The following is a 20109-nucleotide window of genomic DNA, read 5'->3' as shown; positions in this document are numbered from 1 at the left end:
CTACACATCTAAAAATTATTCAACTAAATTAGTTGGTTTAAAAGCAGTTGTTTTTGATAGTGATTCAATTAATTCCTTTTCAACTTTTGACAGAGTTCTTGGTACTGCAATATTAATTTCGATAAATAGATCTCCTCTTTTATCTTTATTAATTTGTTTAAATAATCCCTTGTTTGAAATTCTGATAGTTTCTTTAGAATTAATACCTTTTGGTAATTTAACTTTAACATCACCATCTAAAGTTTTAATACTAATTTCATTTCCTAAAATTGCATCAATATAAGAAACGTTTCAAATCATTTTTAAATCAACATTGTTAATGATTTCAAAGACTTTTGACTCTTTTAATAAAATGTCAATATATAAATCACCATTAGCTCCACCATTTAATGAAGCATGTGCTTTATTTGCTAGTTTAATTTGTTGACCAGGTCTAATTCCTTTAGGAATATTAACTTCAATTTTTTGTTTGGCATAATAATGACCTTTTCCGTTACATTCCTTACACTTATTTTTAATAATTTTTCCTTCACCATGACAATCAGGACAAGTTGCTGATTGTTGGAATTGTAAAATCCCCATATTTCTCTGAATGTTAATTTGACCCGATCCATAACAGCGTTGACATTGAACAATATCATTTAATGTCATTGCTCCAGATCCATGACATGCCAAACAATTAGATAACAACCTTAATTCTAGAATTTTATCAACACCAAATAAGAATTCTTTAAAAGATAAATACATTTCAACTTTTACACTTTCACCTTTAACAGCTCGCTGATAAGTTGAACGTTGTGATCCAAAAAAGTCATTAAAGATGTCTCCAAAAAATGAACCTGCTCCAGAATTCATTTGACTAAAAATATCTTCAAATCCACTAAAACCATTAAATCCTGCTGAGCCATTAACTCCAGCATGACCAAACTGATCATATCTAGCTTTTTTGTCTTTATCTAATAATACTTCAGCAGCTTCATTAATTTCTTTAAATTTTTCTTCAGCATCTGGTGATTTATTTAGATCGGGATGATATTGCTTAGCAAGTTTACGATAAGCTTTTTTAATTTCTTGTTCACTTGCTTGTTTTGAAACTCCCAAGACTTCATAATAATCTCTTTTTGCCATCTTTTTGCTCTTTTCTTAACTAGTAAAACAAACTAATAATTATTAGTTTGTATTGCTTTTATTGTTGTTGGTTTGGATCTTGGTTTGGATCTTGGTTTGGGTCAAAGCCTTGTTGTTTTGCAAATTCAGCAGCTGCAGCCATTGCTTGTTCTAGTTCACTCATTTTTTGTTCTAAACCAGCATAATCTTCATTTTTAATTAATTCTTTAATTTCAGAAAGCATTTTTTCTGATTGTTCTTTTTGTTCAGGAGTAACTTTATCACCTGCTTCTTTAATTGAAGTTTCAATGACATTAACATAGCTTTCAGCTTTATTTTTTAGTTCAACATTTTTCTTTTTAATTTCATCACTAGCAGCATTTTCTTCAGCTTCTTTAACCATTCTATTAATTTCATCATCACTTAAGTTTCCTGAGTTTGAAATGGTAATAGATTTTTCTTCGTTTGTTTGCTTATCTTTAGCTGAAACACTTACAATTCCATTAGCATCAATTTTAAAAGTAACTTCGATTTGAGGTACACCTTTAGGAGCCGGTTGAATTCCTGTTAGTTGGAATTGTCCTAGTGATTTGTTATCAGCAGCCATTGGTCTTTCACCTTGTAAAATGTTGATGTCAACAGCTGGTTGGTTATCTGCTGCAGTTGAAAAGATTTGTGATTTTTCAGTTGGAATAGTGGTATTTCTTTCAATCAATTTAGTCATAATCCCACCCATAGTTTCAATTCCTAATGATAGTGGAGTGACATCTAATAATAAAACATCTTTAACATCTCCAGCTAGCACTGCTCCTTGTATTGCAGCACCCATAGCTACAACTTCATCAGGATTGATTGAACGGTTAGGTTCTTTTTTTAATAAACTTTTTACTAAATCTTGAACGGCCGGAATTCTTGTTGATCCACCTACTAGTAAAACTTCATCAATATCTTTTGATGTTAATTTTGCTTCACGTAGTGCATCTTGAACTGGTTGAGAAGTTAGATCAACTAAGTGTTTAGTGATTTTATTAAATTCACTTCTTGATAAAGTAGTTGCAAATGAAATTGGACCATTATCATTCATTGCAATAAATGGTAAGTTAATTTCAACTTCTAACTGGCTTGATAAATTAATTTTTGCTTTTTCAGCTTCATCTTTTAATCTTTGACGAGCCATTTTATCTTGTGATAAATCAATTGCAAATTCAGCTTTAATTTTTTCTAATAATCAATTAATTACTGCTTCGTCAAAATTATCTCCACCTAGCTTGTTATTTCCACTAGTTGATAATACTTCAAATGTTCCATCTGCAATTTCTAAAATCGAAACGTCAAATGTTCCACCACCTAAATCATAAACTAAAACTTTTTCTTCTTTATTAGCTTTGTCTAATCCATAAGCTAAAGCGGCAGCAGTTGGTTCATTAATAATTCTTTCTACTTCTAGTCCCGCAATTTTTCCTGCGTCTTTGGTTGCTTTACGTTGTGCATCATTAAAATAAGCTGGCACAGTAATTACTGCTTTAGAAATTTTTTGACCTAGTTTAGATTCAGCATAATTTTTCATATATCTTAAAATTTCAGCTGAAATTTGTTCTGGGGTGTAATCTTTATTTTCTAAAGTAACTTTTTGCGTTGTTCCCATTTTTGATTTAATTGATTGTACAACATTTGGATTAGTAACAGCTTGACGTTTAGCGGCTCCACCAACAATAATATCTGAGTTTTTAAAAGCCACAACACTTGGAGTGGTTCTTTGTCCTTCTGGGTTTTCTAAAATTACAGGTTGCCCACCTTCAATTACTGAAACAACAGAATTAGTTGTTCCTAAATCGATTCCGATAATTTTTTCTTTTGACATAATAGCTTTCTCCTTTTTATAGTTTTATTAGTTTTTTGATTGATCTATTTAGCAACTTTAACAAGTGCATAAATTAAAACTTTGTCATGTAACATATATCCATCACTAATTACACTAACAATTCTGTTTGATTCAAATTCTGAATTTTCTACTAATTCAGCTGCTTCTTGTTTATTTGAATCAAAGATCTCACCTACTTTAACATTCATAGGTTTAATATGATTATTTTCTAAAGTTTGTAGCAATTGGTTAGAAATCATTTCAAAACCCATAACATAGGCTTTTAAAGCATCGTTATTAACTGGTGTGTTGACAACTTTTTTTAACAATTCAATTGGTTGAATGATTTCTTTTGCTAAACTTTGAGAACCGTATTTTCTAATTTCGGCTTCTTTTTGATTATATTTTTTTGTCAGATTAGCAATATCAGCTAGATGTAATTGTTTTTGATATTCTAGTTGTTCTTTTAGCTGCTGATTTTCTTGAGCAGTTTGTCTTTTTCTATCTTTAATTTCATCAACATATTTTAAAATTAGTTTTTTAGTTTCTTCATCTAGCTTGTCAACTCATTCTAAAATACGATCTTTTTTGGATTTATTTTTAGCCATGATCTGCATCCTTTCCATTAATAATTTCAATAATTAGATTCATTAGATAATTGACTTGTGAATAATCAATTCTTTTAGGGCCAATCAATGTTAGTACTGTTGAGTTATCACCAACATTTAACTGTGTTCCTACCATAGCAATATCATCAATATCTTTAGCAATTTCATTACCTATTTTTGTTGAAACTTTATTGAGATTTTTATTAGATTCATATGCTATGTCAAATCATTGAAACGGAGTTAATTCTTCCATTAATTTCACGGCATTTTTTAGTTTTTGAGTATCATTAAATTCTGGGTTTTCTAACATAAAACGCATTCCATGAATTTCTTTTTGATCAGTTTTAGAATCTAAAATTGTGTTAATAAAAGTATTTAAAACATAATCATATTGTTTAATGTTTAATGCTAGTTGTTGTTTTAAACTTGAAATGTGATGATCAATTTCATCCAAACTAACATCTAATAAAAAATCAGAAAATAATTTAATTGCAACTTGCAAATCTTCTAAACTAACATCTTTTAAATTAAAACTTTTATTTTGAATCGAACCATCTGAAAAGACAAAAATCACATTTGCAATTTGATCAGATAAAATGATTAAGTCGATTTTTTTTAATTTAAGATCTTTAAAGTTAGTTTTTTTAACAACAACTGCGGTCATTTTAGTTATTTCACTAATAATTTCACTCGCATAATTAATAGTTTTATCAACATCATAATTTCTCAGCTCAATTAGCTGTTTCAAATAAGTTTTTAATTGTTGATTATTTTCAATGTTAAACTGCATAATGTGATCAACATAAAAACGATAACCTTTAGTTGATGGAGTTCTTCCACTTGAAGTGTGCTGTTTTTCTAAATATCCTAGATCTTCTAATAATGCCGATTCGCTTCTAATGGTTGCTGATGATACTTTAATATCTAATAATTCTAAAATTCTTTTAGAACCAACTGGTTGATTTGTTTTGATAAATTCTTTGACAATAGCTTCTAAAATTTTGATTTGTCGTTCTTTTAGCATGCTAAATTCTAATTTAGATTTGTTAGCTTGTCTAATACAAATTTATCATCTTTAACATCAACGATATATCTTTGATTTTCAGTTATCAACCCACTGATAATGGCATGAGCTAGTAAAGTTTCAATATTTTTTTCAATATATCTTTTAATTGGTCTTGCACCAAATTGTCGATCATAACCTTCTTTAATAATCTTGTCTTTAGCTAAATCAGAAATAGTGACATAATAGTTTTGTTCTTTGATTAATCTGTTAGTTAATTCATCTAAGACTTTATCAACAATTTCACCGATAGTATGTTCTGATAAAGCATTAAAAAAGATAATATTATCAATTCTGTTTAAAAATTCTGGTTTAAATTGTTTTGGTAGTTCTTGATCGATGATTTTTTGACTAGCTGATTCTAAATCTGTGCTAGCTAGGATATGTTCACTTCCGATATTTGAAGTCATAACAATAATCGTATTTTTAAAATCAATGGTTTTTCCTAGCGAATCAGTTAAACGTCCTTCATCTAAAATTTGTAATAAGATGTTAAACACATCATTATGAGCTTTTTCAATTTCATCAAACAAAATAATTGAATAAGGATTACGTCTGACAGCTTCAGTTAAACGTCCACCTTCTTGATAACCAATATAACCTGGCGGAGCACCAATCAGTTTAGCAACTGAGTGTTTTTCCATATATTCACTCATATCAATTCTGATCATTTTTTTAGGTGAATTAAATAAGATATCAGCTAGACTTCTAGCAACTTCAGTTTTACCAACTCCAGTTGGTCCTAAAAATAGAAAACTTCCAATTGGTTTGTCTGGATCTTTAATACCACTACGACTTCTCATGATTGCATCACTAACTGCTTTAACAGCTTCGTCTTGACCTTTTATATGAGTTTTTAAAAGCTGTTCTAAATTTAATAACTTTTCTTTTTCAGAAGATATTAATTTATCAACTGGAATATGAGTTGCTTTAGCAACTACTTTAGCAATATCTGTTTCAGTTACTTCTTCAGAAATCATACGTTCTTGAGTTTGACTTTCATAACTTGCAAGTTGTTTTTCAAGTGATGGAAGCAATGAATAATGAATTTCACCAGCTCTTTTATAGTTTCCATCATTTTGAGTAATTTCTAGTTCTTGTTTTAAGCTTTCAATTGTTGCTTTTAATGAAGTTAATTTATTTAGAAATTCTTTTTCTTTTAATCATTGATCATTTAATTTAGTTTGATGAACTTTTAAACTTTCAAGTTCTTTAATAGCTTCTTGTAGTCTTTCTTTTGATTTGTCATCTTTTTCTTTTTCTAGTGCTAATTTTTCAATTTCTAATTGCATAACTTTTCTATTAACTTGATCTAGTTCAGCAGGAACGCTTGCTAAAGCAGTTTTAATTGATGCAGAAGCTTCATCAACTAAATCAATTGCTTTATCTGGTAAGAAACGGTCAGTAATATATCTGCTTGATAATTTTGCAGCAGCTACTAAAGCGTTATCATGAATTCTTACTCCATGATAAGTTTCAAAACGCTCTTTTAATCCACGCAAAATTGAAATTGTTTGATCAATAGTTGGTTCAGAAACTAAAACTTTTTGAAACCTTCTTTCTAAAGCAGCATCTTTTTCAATATATTCACGATATTCATTTAAAGTTGTTGCTCCAATTGCTCTTAGTTCACCCCTAGCAAGTGCTGGTTTTAACAAATTTGAAACATCCATTCCGCTTCCAGCTCCAGTTTTGCCAGCTCCAATAATTAAGTGTAATTCATCAATAAATAAAATAATTTCTCCATTAGATTTTTGAATTTCATTAACGATTGCTTTAACACGTGATTCATAATCACCCATATACATTGCTCCAGCCATTAAACTACCCATATCTAATTCTAAAATACGTTTATTTTTTAATAATGCCGGAACATCTTGTTTAACAATACGTTGAGCTAAGCCTTCAACCACTGCTGTTTTACCAACTCCAGGTTCACCAATTAAAACTGGATTATTTTTGGTTTTACGTGACAATATTTGAATAAGTCTTGATATTTCTTCTTCTCGTCCAATAACTGGATCAAGTTTTCCGTCTTTAGCATTTTTAGTTAAATCTCTTGTGTATTTTTGTAATGCATCAGTAACAGTACCTTTTTGTTGAAACTCCATCTTATTGGCCTCCTTTATCAAAAAAACATTTTTGACTATCTTTATTGTATCATTATTTCTAGCAATTCAATAGTGAGAGTGCTAATTTTAAAAAATTTCTTAAAATTAAAAAGTTGAACCTTTTGATTCAACTTCAATACTTATTAATATTAGATTAATTTATCTAAAGCTTGCTTTAAATCATCAATAATGTCTTGATAATTTTCAAGACCAACTGAAAGTCTTACTAAACCTTCAGCAATATCAGAAGCTTGTCTTTGTTCGGCAGTGTATGTTGAGTGCGTCATCGATGCTGGATGTTGAATCAGTGTTTCACAATCTCCTAGACTAACTGCTAAAGTACATAATTTCACACTATTCATCAATTTGATTCCAGCTTCGCGACCATTTTTTAATTCAAATGAGATCATTGCTCCAGGTAAATCCATTTGTTGTTGAGCTAGTTGGTACTGTGGAAATGATTTTAAACCAGGATATAAAACATTTGAAACTGCTGGGTGACTTTCTAAAAATTCCGCAACTTTTAAAGCATTCTCACAGTGCGCTTTCATTCTAATTTCTAAAGTCTTCATTCCTCTTTCTAGTAAAAAAGCTTCAAATGCTCCTAGCACTGAACCTGTCATATCTTTAATACCAACCATTCTTACTTGATCAATAATTTCTTGATTTGCTACTACAAATCCTGCAATAACATCACCATGACCATTTAAATATTTAGTCGCTGAATGAACCACGACATCAGCACCCAGTTCAATTGGACGTTGGATATAAGGAGTACAATAAGTACTATCAACAACTAATAAACAGTCTTTAATTGTATGAGCAACTTTGGCAGCAGCTTTAATATCAGTTAAATACATATTGGGATTTGCTGGTGATTCAAGATAAACCATTTTAGTATTTGGTTTAAGTGCTTTTTGAATGTTTTGAACATCTCTTGAGTCAACAAAATCAACTGTCACACCATATTTTGTAATTCCATGTTTTAATAAAGCAAATGTACAACCATATAATGTTTTAGCAGCAACTATGTGATCTCCAGCTTTTAGTTGTGATCAGATCAATGATGTGATTGCTCCCATTCCAGAAGAAGTAGCTACAGCAGCTTGTGCACCTTCTAATAAAGCAATTTTCTTTTCAATTACTGAAACGCTAGGATTTGCTAGTCTTGAATAAATATATCCCTCTTCTATTCCAGCAAATCTATTACCACCTTGTTCTGCTGAATCAAAAATAAAAGTTGAAGTTTGATAAATTGGAGTGGCTAATGCACGATACTTATTTTCAATTTTTCCTTGATGAATTGCTCTAGTTGAAAAACCTTTTTTATTCATAATATAACGCCTTTTTGTAAGAGCTAACTTACAAATTAATTATATTTCTAATTACAGAATCAGACAATCTTTTAATAACGATTTGACAATAATAAAAAGCACTTAAATAAATGCCAATAATTAGATTTAAGCAAAAAAATCTTGTCTTGCTTGTTGTTTAGTTTCTGCTGAAACAGAAAACGGAATTTTAGTAGTATAACCCAATTTAGCAGCAACAATTTGTTTAGCTGGCCATTCGAAAATAGCACGATTTCATTGATAAACTGCATCATTATATAAATCACGAGTTGCTGTGATTTCTTTTTGAAGATAAAGGTTTTGTTGCATAGCTTGTTTGATTGATTTATGAGCTTGAAGTTCAGGATAATTTTCCACTTGCAATTGTAAACTTCTAGTTACTAAATCAAGATCTCTAGAAATTTCTGATCCTGATTCTTCGTTTAAATTCACTCCTGATCGATAAGCAGCAACAGTTTTAATAACATCTTTATCTAGTTCAATTGATTTTGAAAGTAAACTCGCTAGGTTTTTCATTACTTCAACTCTCTGTTCTAAATAGTTATCAACTTGAGCAGCATGATGTTGAATTTTTTGTTCTAATTGAGCTAAGTAATTTTTGGCTTTAACTTTTTGGTATTGAAAAATTAATCCAGGAATAATAAATAACACAAATAAAGACGCTTCAAAGATTTGTGAACCCGCTCCTACTTCAACAGGGATTTGTTTATTAATAACATTAATTTCTCGCCCGTTTTCTAAAACCGGACCATTTAATTCATCGATTTGGTTTGGCATGATAAACTCCATTCTATTATTAAATATACTAATTATATAACTTTATCTTTTAATCTAAGAATTCAATAATTGCTAAATCTGTTATGTATTGTTTATCAGTTAGTTTTGAACCAAATTTTTGTTTTCACTGATCATCAATCACAAATTCTTTAAATGGTGTTAGTTTAATTTTAGTTATTTTTTGATATTCAACATAATCATCTCAAATCACAGGTACGTCATGTCATCAACCATCATCACCTAAAACCGGAATAAAATCAGTTCTTTTAACAATGTCGTATCCTTTAGAATGAATTTCATAAAGATGGTTTTTTTGATCAACAACAACTGCTTTTAATAGTGAATCAGTTTTAACTAGTTCGTGATCAAATAGAGTTTTAGAAAGTGATCAAACTTGTGATTCGACTTCACTAACAGTTAAATCAAAAGTTTGATTATTATTAAAAATTATTGTTTCAGATGATGAATTGCTTAAAGTTGGGATTGCAAAAAATGGTGCAAATAATCAGTAAATTTGATCAAAATAGTTAGCGTTATCTTTGATAAAAGTATTTTTAATCTCATTATAATCATAAGTATAGTATTTCAAAAGATTGTCATTAATTTCAAAATGATCGAGATTAGACGAAGAGATAAATAGTGCTTTACTAATTTTGAACATAATAAAATTATCGCCAAAACCATAAGTGTTATCTTCAATTAGTTGCATTAAATTATTTTGAGCAAGTGGGGTAAACATTAAACGAAACTCTTTGTCATTTTTTCTATTAAAAGCAGCAAAAGCAGTTTCAAATTTAGTATTAGCTAAAGGTGAAAAATCAAGATTTCTTTCAGCATATTTATATAGTTGTTTTTCAGTTTTTTGATATTTTTTAGTTTTTTCTTTCTCACTTAAATTATGAAAATTACTACTTGATCTAGAAAATTCTAAATTTGGTGCAATCTCAATTCCTAATGCTAAACTTGACTGATAATAATTGACTGGAAGCGGTTTAACCACACTTGCTGTTAGAATCTCTGTCATAGTAATTGTTTGATCTCCATCTTGTTCTTCTCATGAAATAGTCAGAGTTCCAGTATAAGTTTTTGATTCAATTTGTTCATAAATACTTCTGTTAATTAAAAAAGGTGTATGATAAACTAGACCTGATTTAATGTTTAAACAACTAAAATCATCATTATAGATTTGTTGACTATCAAGATAAGTTTCTTGGAAGCGGTTTAGATTTTTAACACCTAAAAATCGGTTAAACTTAATTAATGAAAAACTTTGCGAAAATAATTTTTCTTTAGTACCATAACCAATTAAATCAATAAGATCTTTAACTTGATTAACTCCGATTTCGACTTGTTGATCATATTTTATTTGATCGTTTAAAATTATAGTTTGAACTTGTTTTATTTTTGGCCTAATCTCTAATAAATACACTAATAACAATCCAGCAAATAATATTGCACTAATAGTTAAAAAAATAATTGTTCAAGTAGCAATAGTTTGAGCAGAGCTAGAAAACTTAACAGTAAAATAAATTACAACAACTAAAAATAAAAACGCAATAATTAGAGTTATCTTTGCTAAAATTTTAAACTTTCTTAAACTTTTTTTATGTGTAATTACTCTATTGTTAGTTTGATTAATTTTAGCGACTTGTTGTTTATTTTGATTTAAATCAATTTGAGATTTTTTAGTTAGTTCTTCAAAATAATCGTTAACAATTTGTAGATGTTTGTCTTTATAATTTTGATATTCTTTTACTGGATTAAATATTATGTTATCAGCCATAATTCTATCCTTTAATTACTTTGTCTTAAAATCTCTTCAAGCTCAATTCCAACACCATTTTCTTCTACTGAACCACAAACTCGATAGGCCACTCTTTTTAGTTGCTCAACAGCATTACCAACAGCATAACCCTTTTCGACAGCTTGAACAATCTCAAGATCATTATGATTATCTCCAAAAACAATTACTTTTTGATAGTCAATTTGACAAAGCTCGACTCACTTTTTTAGCCCTGTTAGTTTATTGACGTTTTTTTTCATTATGTTAAATAAAAATGGCAATGATTGTACTAGATCAATTTTGTCTAGATAATTATCAAATAGTTTTAGTTTTTGTTGAATTTCAGTTTGGTTTAAATTTGCGAAGTTAACTATTAATTCCACAACTTGAAGTTCTTTAGTTCTAATTTTTTCAGCAACTTCTAATAATGAATCAAATCTTAAAATCTTTCAATGATATTTCTTTTTAAGCTTATTTAAATAATTTTGTCACTTTTCTAATCTTTTTGAATTAGCTGTGCCGATCATCATATTAGGTGCATAACAAACAATATCAATTTGATGTTGATAACACATTTTAACAAGATCAGCTGTTGATTGACTCTCTAAATATTCAGCATGTAGAACTTGATTAGTTTTTAAATCAGTAATTAACGCACCATTACAAGCGATGATTGGTAGTTTAACTTTTAGTTGCTTAGCAAGTTTTTTATTACATGTATCAACTCGTCCAGTACAAAAACTAAATTTATAATTAGAAGCTTTTTGATATTTTCTAATTGATTTAATAGTTTGATAACTAATAGTTAAATCATCTCTAGCAATGGTATTATCTAGATCACTTAAAACATAAAAATAATTAGTCATTAGTCTTCAACTCCTTTTCATGCATCAGACATAATATAATCTTTTCCCTTTTGTACTTCATGTTTAGCTAAGTCTAAATAATCTCATTGTCTTAGTACTTCATAACTTGCAATTGCCATAGCATTTGCAATGTTAATGCTTCTTGCTTGAGCGGTCATTGGTATACGAAAAGTTGTCTGAAAATTATCTTTAATAATTTGTTTGGCAATTCCAGTTGATTCACGACCAAAAACTAAAAAGACATCATCATTAACGCTAGTAAAATCAAAATCTGAAAGTGGTTTTTGACCATATCTTGATAGACAATATAATTTAGTGTTTGGATGTCTTGAGATAAAATCACTTCAATCATCATATCTAGTACAATCAACAAATTTAAACTCATTGGCACTAGGACGAGATAGATGTCTTTCATCAAAAATAAATCCTAAAGGTTCGATAATGTGTAGTTTTGCATCAATAGCAACACAAGTTCTCATGATTGCTCCAACATTTTGCGCGATTTCTGGTTGGTATAAAACTATGTGTAATTTCTTTTTACTAATCATAAATACTCCTTAATAATTACTTATAAATTCACAAAATTGATCAATTGCTTGTCTTCTTGCAGAGTTATTATTTTTTTGTTCAGAAGTCATTTCTGAATAAGTCTTATTACTATTTTTAGGAATAAAAATATAATCATAACCAAAGCCAGAACTAGTTAATCTAAGTTCGTTGGCAATATAACCTTCAACTGTTGCAGAAAAAACCAATTCTTTGTCATTAACAGCATCATAAAAAGCAATTGCAGTCACCATTTTTGCCTTTCGTTGTTTTTGGTGTTGATAGGGTTTTAACTTTTCTAAAAGTTTTTGACAAATCTCAACATGATCAGTAATTGGATAAGCTCATCTTTTAGAATAAATGCCCGGAAAATCATCTAAAACTTTAACACAAATTCCAGTATCATCTCCAATTGCAATACCATTAATTTGTTTTGCTAAAGCTTTTGCTTTAATCATTGCGTTTTGTTCAAAACTTGAGCCATTTTCAGCAATTTCTTGATAATTTTTTAAATCTAATAAAGTTTTAACTGTTCAGTCTTTTAAAATTTCTTGATATTCTTGTGCTTTATTTTTGCTATTAGTAGCTATTCAAATAATTTTTTTAGTCATTTTTATGTACCTAGATATTGGTTCTACTTTTATTTTAAATAATTTTTTTTAATAAAAAACTCTAGATTCTAATGAATATAGAGTTTAAATCTTTTTAAAAGTTGTTACATTTCTTTTGTGGCTTCAATTCCAATTAAATCAAAACTATTTTCTAATACTTGTAAAACAGCTTTAACTAACCCTAGTCTTGCTGTTGTTAGTACGATATTAGCCTGATCGATAATTTTAATATCTGCATAATATGAATGAAATTGTTTGGCAATTATTTGAATGTAATCACAAATTTGATGAGGTGCGTAGTTTTTTGCAGCTGATTTAATCACTTCTGTGAAATTATCTAAAGTAACTAATAATTCAATTTCTTTTTCATGAGTTAATAAGTTGGTTGGTTTAAAATTAAAATCAAGATTTTTTTCTTTTGCTTGTTTTAAAATCGAATTACATCTAGCTGTTGCATATTTAGCATAATAAACTGGGTTTGAGGCATTTTTTTGAGATACCAAGTCTAAGTCTAAATCCATATGTGAACTTGATGATTTAGAAGCTAACATATATCTCAAAGCGTCTTTTCCAACCATTTCTTGAATATCAGTTAGTCAAACAGCAGTTCCTTTTCTTTTACTCATTTTAAATTCTTGACCATTTTTAATTAAACGAACCATTTGCACCATTTCAATGTCTAAAATGTTAGGATCATAACCCAATAGTGCTAATCCAGCACGCATTCTTGGAATATATCCATGATGATCTCCACCTCAAACATTGACTAGTTTATCAGCATTTGTTCTTTGAATTCTTAAATTATGAGTTGCTAAATCTGGAGTGATATAAGTATAAGTCCCATCTGATTTGACTAATGGACGATCTTTATCATCGCCAAATAAAGTTGTTTTTAACCAAATTGCTTGATCTTTTTGATAAAGCGCGTCTTTTTGTTGGTATAACTCTAAAACTTTAGCAATTTGGTTAATATCATAAACTTCTTGTTCACTTGATCAGTGCTCAATTTCAACACCAAAATTTTTTAATTGTTGTTTGATTGCTTTTAAAAAATACTTCACAGCTTGCTGTTTAAAAATATCATGAACCAAAGGATCAGCAATTTGATTTTCAGTATAACTAAGATCTTTAAATTTGTCTTGATATTGCTCAACTAGCATTTTTGCTAGATCATCATACATCTCACCACTATAACTATTTTCTGGTTTTTGTGCTTTAACTCCCAATGCTCATAGATAATGAACAAAAACTGTGACAGCTAAAATGTTAATTTGATTTCCTGCATCATTAATATAATATTCAGTTTGAACTTTATTACCTGCTTTTTTTCAAAGATTGACTAAAACTGATCCAATTGTTGCGTTTCTTGCGTGTCCAACATGTAAAAACCCGGTTGGATTGGCTGAAACATACTCAATATTAATTGTGTAGTTTTGATCAGGTAATTGCCCATAGTCTTTTTTAGCAGTTAAAATATTATTAATAACTGTTGATAATAATTCTGGTTTTATTAAAACGTTAATAAACCCAGACCCAGCAATCTCAACACTTTGATATCTGTTAGTTTTTAGTAATTCTTGTTTAAAGATTTCAGCTAGTTCGATTGGTTTTTTAGCTACTAGTTTTGAACTTATCAGTGCAATGGTTGTTGCTAAAACTCCAGCTGTATTATTTTTATTAATTTCAACAATTGGTTCTTTATTAATGTTTAATTGATTACAAATATTTTTTAAATCTTGTTTAAACATTTCAATAATTGTTGTCATATTGTTTTTCCTTTTATAAAGTCATTAATTCTTTTTCTTTTACTTTTGTTTGTTCATCTAATTGTTTGATTGCTTTATCAGTTAAGTTTTGGATTTGCTTTTCTAGATCAGCTATTAAATCTTTTGACAAACCATCAGTCTTATTAGCTTGATTAATTGCATCTCTTCTAAGATTACGAATTCTTATTTTATATTGCTCTAATTCTTTTTGCACTTTCTTAACCAAATCTTTACGAAGATCTTCAGTTAAGGGTACAATCGGAATTCTAATTAGTTCAGCATCACTCATAGGATTTAATCCTAAATCTGCTTTATGAATTGCTCCAACTGCTTCGGTGATAATATTTCGATCATAAGGTTTGACTACTATTAGGTGAGGTTCAGGAGTAGTAATTTGTGAAATTTGGTTTAAAGGCATTAATGATCCATAATAATTGATCATCACTTTATCTAAAACTGATCCATTGGCTTTACCTGTTCTTATTTGTTTTAAGTGTTGTTTGTATGCTTCAATAGTTTGATTCATTTCTAGTTCAGCATTTTCTAAAATTAGTTCTGTCATTTTTTTATTCCTATTCTATAATAGTTGATTCTAATTGATTTTGTAATACTTTAATAATGTTGTTCTGTCCTGACATATCAAAAACTTCAATTTTTAAATTAGCATCTTTTGCCAAAGCTGCAGCTGTTAAATCCATCACACCTAGTTGTTTAACAACAACATCTTGATGAGAAATTTTTTTAATAAATTTAGCATCTTTATGTGTTCTAGGATCTTTATCATAAACTCCTTTGACACCATTTTTAGCCATTAAAATTGCTTCTGCTTGAATTTCATAAGCTCTAATCACTGCATTAGTATCAGTTGTAAAATAAGCATAACCTGTACCACCAACAAAAATAGCGATATAACCTTCACTCATTTTAATTCTTGCTTTTTTAAAATTATAATCATTAGTTACTGTTTGAATTGGTAGAGATGAGTAAATATTAACTTTATCATATCCCATAGATCTAATAGTACTTTCTAAAGCAAGCCCATTCATCACCGTTGCTAGCATACCCATATAATCAGCATTAATTTGTGGCATTGCAAGCTCTTGACCAAGTTTACCTCTTCAAATATTTCCCCCACCAACAACGATTGCTAACCTCAAACCATTTCTTGCTAATTCAATAATTTGTCTAGAGATGTTTTCTAAACATTTTTTATCATAAACTTCACTATCTCCTTTTAAAGCTTCACCACTTAATTTTAAGAGAATAGTTTGATATTTATATTTCATTTTTCACCTCAAATGTAATTAAAAATATTCTTAATTAATTATATAAAAAATACTATCTTTAATTCTATATAAAAAAAGCATCTTTTGAAAATCAAATAACTAATAATACTATTTTAAAACTAGTGCTTAATTGCAGTTTTAGAAAATAAAAACTCACAATTAAATGTGAGTTTATCTAGTTATTTGTAGTTTGTTTTAATGATTAATTTTTCTTTGTTAATTCTTTAAAGTATTGATCAGCATCAGCTGGTTGTACAGTTAAATTTAGTTTATCAGCATTATCTAAAATAGCTTTTTTAAAGTTACATTTAGCTGTATATTTAATTCTTTTAAAAGATCTTGCGGTTTTAAAATTGATGTATAAATTATTAGTTTTTGGATCAAGAATGATGCTAGTTACGTCTTTATAATCAATTTTTTCACCCAAAAATAAGAATGCATTTTCAGTTAGCTTAATTGCAAAATGATGAACAAAAAAGATTAAAAATACAATTCCGATTAGTAAAAGAATAATTGAACTAATATTAACCCCTAATAAATGTCCTTGATAACTTTCTGTTGAATTACTATTTTTGTTCGCACTTTCAAATAAAGCTATTCCTGTAATTGAAAGTACAAATGAAATAAAACAAATTACAGAAAATGTGATAAAAAAGATTTTATTAACTGCTTTTGCAATAAATTTTTCTTTGCTAAATTTGTATAAATAATATGAAAAAATTCCAACTATTGTTAATGTAAAACACATCATTAAAATAGAAATTACTAAAGATGTTTTATTTTCAAATTGCATGATTTTTATCTCCCTAATTGTGCGGCTACTTCATCAGCAAAGTTAGTAGTAACCTTTTCAATTCCTTCTCCAACTTCATATCTTATCATTTCAACTATATTTGTCTTTTTGTCTGACAAAAATTGTCCCACTTTAAAACTTTCATCAACAACAAATGCTTGATCTAATAAACTAATTTCAGCTAAGCGTTTTGCTAATTTTCCGTTTAAGATATTTTCTAAAACATTAGCTGGCTTTCCTGCTAGCTTAGGATCATCTTTTGATTGTTCTTTGATAATGTGAAATTCAGCTTGTTTAAAATCAGTTGGGATTTGTTGCATACTAATATATTTTGGTGCCATTGCCGCAACGTGCATTGCAACATTATAAGCATCACTTGACTCAATATTAGTATCAAATGTTAATAGTACTGAAACACGCTTATTTGCGTGGTTATAAATACTTGTTTTTTTAGATTCTTTATTGACTAGTACAAATCTTCTTAAAACAATTTTTTCACCGATTGTTGCAGTTGCTGAAACTAAACTTTGTTCAATTGTTTGTCCATCTTTCATAACTACAGCTAATCCTTGTTCTAAAGTCGCTGCATCTGAATTTAATAAACTATCAGCAATATCATTTACTAATGTAGTAAATTTTTCGTTTTTTGCAACAAAATCAGTTTCAGAATTAATTTCTAAAATAACTGCTTTTTTGTCATTTTCTTTTGCAAAAACTACTCCTTCAGCAGCAATACGATCAGTTTTTTTAGCAGCTTTAGCTAAACCATTTTCTCTTAGTCAAACTATCGCATCATCAATTACACCATTTGCTGCTTCTAAAGCTTTTTTACAATCCATCATCCCTGCTTGAGTGATTTCGCGTAATTCTTTAATTAATTTTGCATCGATTGGCATACTTAAATCCTTTCTATATATCTAGTTTAATTATTTTGCAACTTCTTGGGTTGGTTTTGAATCAGATTTTGCTTTAGTTTTAGCTTCAGACTTTAATTCTTTTTTAACTTCTGTTTTTACTTGCTGGTTTTTAGCTTCAACTTCAACTTTGTTAGCTTCTGATTTAGCTTCAGGTCTAGCTTCAGGTCTGATTCTTTCAGGTCTTGGTTCTCTTTTTGGAGCAACTGTTTTTAACACAGATGGAGTCATTCTAATTTGTGCGCCTTCTGCATAAGCTTCAACTAGTGAATTAATGATAATGTTTACTGCTTCTTGTAAATCATCATTACCTGGAATTGGCACTGTCACCATATCTGGATCTGCGTTTGTATCACAAATTGCAATTACTGGAATTTTTAGTTTAATTGCTTCACGAACTGCAATTTCATCACCTTTAGGATCAACTACAACTAAAGCAGCTGGTAGTTTATGCATCTGTTTAATTCCACCTAGTGATTTTTCTAATTTAGCTTTTTCTTTTAAAATTTTAATTTGTTCTTTTTTAGGTCTTAAAGCTAAACGTCCTTTTTTTTCTTCTTCTTCAATTTCTCACAAAGCTTTAATTCTAATTAAAATAGTTTTTAAGTTAGTTAAAGTTCCACCTAATCATCTATTGTTAATATAGAAATTTCCACTTCTTAATGCAGCTTCTTTAACAGCATTTTTACCAGTACGTTTAGTTCCTACAAATAAAATCTTTTGTTGTTTTGTACCTAAATTTTCTAGTAATTTTTGACCAGCATTTAATTGCACAATGGTTTTTTCTAAATCAATAATGTGATTTTTATTTTTGACTCCGTAAATATATGGAGCCATTTTAGGATTTCATCTTTTAGTTTGATGACCATACTGAACACCAGCAGCAGATAGTTCATCTCTTGTAATTTCTTTTGCCATTTATAAATAACCTTTCTGTTTATTTAATTTGTTAAGACTTCAAAATAATTCCAACACACACCACTCGTTTTATTAAATTTGAGCACTAGGAATGTGAATCCTTATTTCTGTATTGATTTAATTTTTATTTATAATCAACATACTAATTCTATCATCATTTTGAAAATAATCTAAACAAGCATTTATAAAATTTACTATCAAAAGCTAGTAAAAATTGATTTTTAGTTTTAGCTTTAATTTAATAAATAACATAGATGTTGCTAGTTATTAAAAAACCTAGCAAAGCTAGGTAGTATTATTCAGTTAACAGTACAATTGCTTTAGCATAAATTTCTAACATCTTTTTTAAATCATCAATTCTAACATATTCATTATATGCGTGCATTGTTGATTCTTCAATATCAAACTCAGCTCCAAAAGCAACTATATTTGGCATTGCTTTAGCATAAGTTCCACCACCAATAGCTAAAGGTTTGGCTTCAAGATCACCAGTCACTTCTTGATAAACTTTCATGATCTTTTTAATTAACTCTGAATCTTTAGGAACATAGACACTATCTTCAATTGAAACAACTTCAGTTGTTAAATTTAGTTTTTCTAAATAATCATTTAACGTTGGAATAAAAATTTGTTTAGGCTCGGTAAATACTGGAACTCGGTAATTAACTCCAAGAGTTGCTTTTTGGTCTTTAATTTCAATCTTTCCTATGTTTTGGGTTAATTCTCCTGTTTCGTCACTAATATCACCAAAAACGTTGCTAAGCGCAAAATCTAAATGCATATCTTTAGCAATAAAATCAGTGATCGGATGATGAACTTGGTTTTCATACATTGCTTTTGCTAAAAAAGTTGCTGCATTAATTCCTAGTCAAGGCAAACTTGCATGACCAGCTTTTCCATAAACGATTAGTTTATTTTTAACTAATGAGTTATTAATCTCATGCTCAGTTAAGTATTTTTGAATTTCTTTGATTTTTGGACCTTTATAAACTACTGTGTCACAAATCACATTATAAGCAACTCCACCTGTAATTTCAATTTCAGTTTTGGCTGTTGATTTAATATCTAAATTGACAATTCATTTTTCAGCATAAACTACTGGAAATTCACCGTCTGGAACATACCCAGCATCAGCATTTCCGTGATCTGCAATATAGGCTTTAATTGATTGTCAAGTAGTTTCTTCAGTTAGTCCAAAAATCATTCTAATCTTGTATTTTTCTGATTTAAAACCTTTATCTTTTAAATATTTTAAAGCATATAAGTTCATCATAGTTGGTCCTTTATCATCAAAAGCACCACGTCCAATTAATTTATTATCTTGTTCAATAGCTTCAAAAGGATCTGTTATTCACTTGTCAAGATTTCCTGGTGGAACAACATCTAAATGACATAGAATTGCAAAAGTTTTTTCTCCAGTTCCATAATCTAAATATCCATAACGGTTTTGGGGATCTTGATAGGTGTCAAAACCTAATCTTTTAGCAAGATCAATCACATAATCTAAAGCTTTTTTAGTAGCTTGGCCATATGGAGCATCTGAAGTTGCTTTGGTTAGAAAAGAAGGAATGGTAATTAACTTTTTAGTTTCTTGTAGTGCTTGAGCAAAATAATTAGATATTAATTCTTTTTCATCAATTTTCATAACTTTCTCCTTTTATTAAACTTCTTTTTATTATTTTATAATACTTTAAAGATTAGCTTACTAAACAATAAGACAAATCAAAACTAGTATCATTCATTAGTT

18 protein-coding genes are annotated in these 20109 nt (G+C 28.8%); all 18 read right to left on the bottom strand.

Features of this window, described 5'->3' with window-relative positions:
• Positions 1–15: 15 nt before the first annotated feature.
• Positions 16–1128: a molecular chaperone DnaJ gene (gene dnaJ / locus MPUT_RS01505; RefSeq protein WP_014035041.1), complete on the bottom strand. Its 1113-nt coding sequence runs from the start codon at positions 1126–1128 to the stop codon at positions 16–18.
• A gap of 58 nt (positions 1129–1186) precedes the next feature.
• Positions 1187–2968, bottom strand: a complete 1782-nt coding sequence (gene dnaK, locus MPUT_RS01500; RefSeq protein ID WP_014035040.1) for a molecular chaperone DnaK — start codon at positions 2966–2968, stop codon at positions 1187–1189.
• Between the two features lie 44 nt (positions 2969–3012).
• Positions 3013–3576 carry a nucleotide exchange factor GrpE gene (locus tag MPUT_RS01495; RefSeq protein ID WP_231992272.1) on the bottom strand — a complete coding sequence of 188 codons (564 nt, stop codon included), beginning with the start codon at positions 3574–3576 and terminating at the stop codon, positions 3013–3015.
• Entirely contained in the window at positions 3569–4600 is a 1032-nt protein-coding gene (hrcA, locus tag MPUT_RS01490) for a heat-inducible transcriptional repressor HrcA (protein ID WP_014035038.1), read from the bottom strand. The genes MPUT_RS01495 and hrcA overlap by 8 nt, the downstream gene beginning before the upstream one ends.
• Positions 4601–4608: 8 nt before the next feature.
• Positions 4609–6750: an ATP-dependent Clp protease ATP-binding subunit gene (locus MPUT_RS01485; RefSeq protein WP_014035037.1), complete on the bottom strand. Its 2142-nt coding sequence runs from the start codon at positions 6748–6750 to the stop codon at positions 4609–4611.
• 149 nt (positions 6751–6899) lie between these two features.
• Positions 6900–8084 carry a methionine gamma-lyase gene (megL, locus tag MPUT_RS01480; RefSeq protein ID WP_014035036.1) on the bottom strand — a complete coding sequence of 395 codons (1185 nt, stop codon included), beginning with the start codon at positions 8082–8084 and terminating at the stop codon, positions 6900–6902.
• A gap of 126 nt (positions 8085–8210) precedes the next feature.
• A complete protein-coding gene (locus MPUT_RS01475) occupies positions 8211–8879 on the bottom strand; it encodes a LemA family protein (protein WP_014035035.1) in 669 nt (222 codons plus the stop codon).
• A gap of 49 nt (positions 8880–8928) precedes the next feature.
• A complete protein-coding gene (locus MPUT_RS01470) occupies positions 8929–10662 on the bottom strand; it encodes an MAG1210 family protein (protein WP_014035034.1) in 1734 nt (577 codons plus the stop codon).
• 11 nt (positions 10663–10673) lie between these two features.
• Entirely contained in the window at positions 10674–11528 is an 855-nt protein-coding gene (locus MPUT_RS01465) for a Cof-type HAD-IIB family hydrolase (protein ID WP_014035033.1), read from the bottom strand.
• Positions 11528–12076, bottom strand: a complete 549-nt coding sequence (locus MPUT_RS01460) for a tRNA (cytidine(34)-2'-O)-methyltransferase (protein ID WP_014035032.1) — start codon at positions 12074–12076, stop codon at positions 11528–11530. Before MPUT_RS01460 ends, MPUT_RS01465 begins: the two co-directional genes overlap by 1 nt.
• A 9-nt stretch (positions 12077–12085) precedes the next feature.
• On the bottom strand, positions 12086–12685 hold the full coding sequence (rdgB, locus tag MPUT_RS01455) for an RdgB/HAM1 family non-canonical purine NTP pyrophosphatase (RefSeq protein WP_014035031.1): 600 nt from the start codon (positions 12683–12685) through the stop codon (positions 12086–12088).
• Positions 12686–12789: 104 nt separating this feature from the next.
• Positions 12790–14451: an arginine--tRNA ligase gene (gene argS / locus MPUT_RS01450; RefSeq protein ID WP_014035030.1), complete on the bottom strand. Its 1662-nt coding sequence runs from the start codon at positions 14449–14451 to the stop codon at positions 12790–12792.
• Positions 14452–14464: 13 nt separating this feature from the next.
• Positions 14465–15013: a ribosome recycling factor gene (gene frr, locus MPUT_RS01445; RefSeq protein ID WP_014035029.1), complete on the bottom strand. Its 549-nt coding sequence runs from the start codon at positions 15011–15013 to the stop codon at positions 14465–14467.
• 10 nt (positions 15014–15023) lie between these two features.
• A complete protein-coding gene (gene pyrH / locus MPUT_RS01440; RefSeq protein WP_014035028.1) occupies positions 15024–15737 on the bottom strand; it encodes a UMP kinase in 714 nt (237 codons plus the stop codon).
• A gap of 202 nt (positions 15738–15939) precedes the next feature.
• A complete protein-coding gene (locus tag MPUT_RS01435) occupies positions 15940–16530 on the bottom strand; it encodes a hypothetical protein (protein ID WP_014035027.1) in 591 nt (196 codons plus the stop codon).
• Between the two features lie 5 nt (positions 16531–16535).
• The gene (gene tsf / locus MPUT_RS01430) at positions 16536–17426 is read right to left on the bottom strand and encodes a translation elongation factor Ts (RefSeq protein WP_014035026.1); all 891 of its coding nucleotides are present in this window, start codon (positions 17424–17426) and stop codon (positions 16536–16538) included.
• Positions 17427–17456: 30 nt separating this feature from the next.
• Positions 17457–18362 carry a 30S ribosomal protein S2 gene (rpsB, locus tag MPUT_RS01425; RefSeq protein ID WP_014035025.1) on the bottom strand — a complete coding sequence of 302 codons (906 nt, stop codon included), beginning with the start codon at positions 18360–18362 and terminating at the stop codon, positions 17457–17459.
• Positions 18363–18657: 295 nt separating this feature from the next.
• Positions 18658–20007, bottom strand: coding sequence for a M20 family metallopeptidase (locus MPUT_RS01420; RefSeq protein WP_014035024.1), 1350 nt, complete (start codon positions 20005–20007; stop codon positions 18658–18660).
• Positions 20008–20109 lie beyond the last annotated feature (102 nt).

It is taken from the genome of Mycoplasma putrefaciens KS1 (genome assembly GCF_000224105.1).
GTDB lineage: Bacteria > Bacillota_I > Bacilli_A > Mycoplasmatales > Mycoplasmataceae > Mycoplasma > Mycoplasma putrefaciens.
Note: the sequence above shows the minus strand (reverse complement) of the source record. Positions and strands in the feature narration are given on the sequence as shown.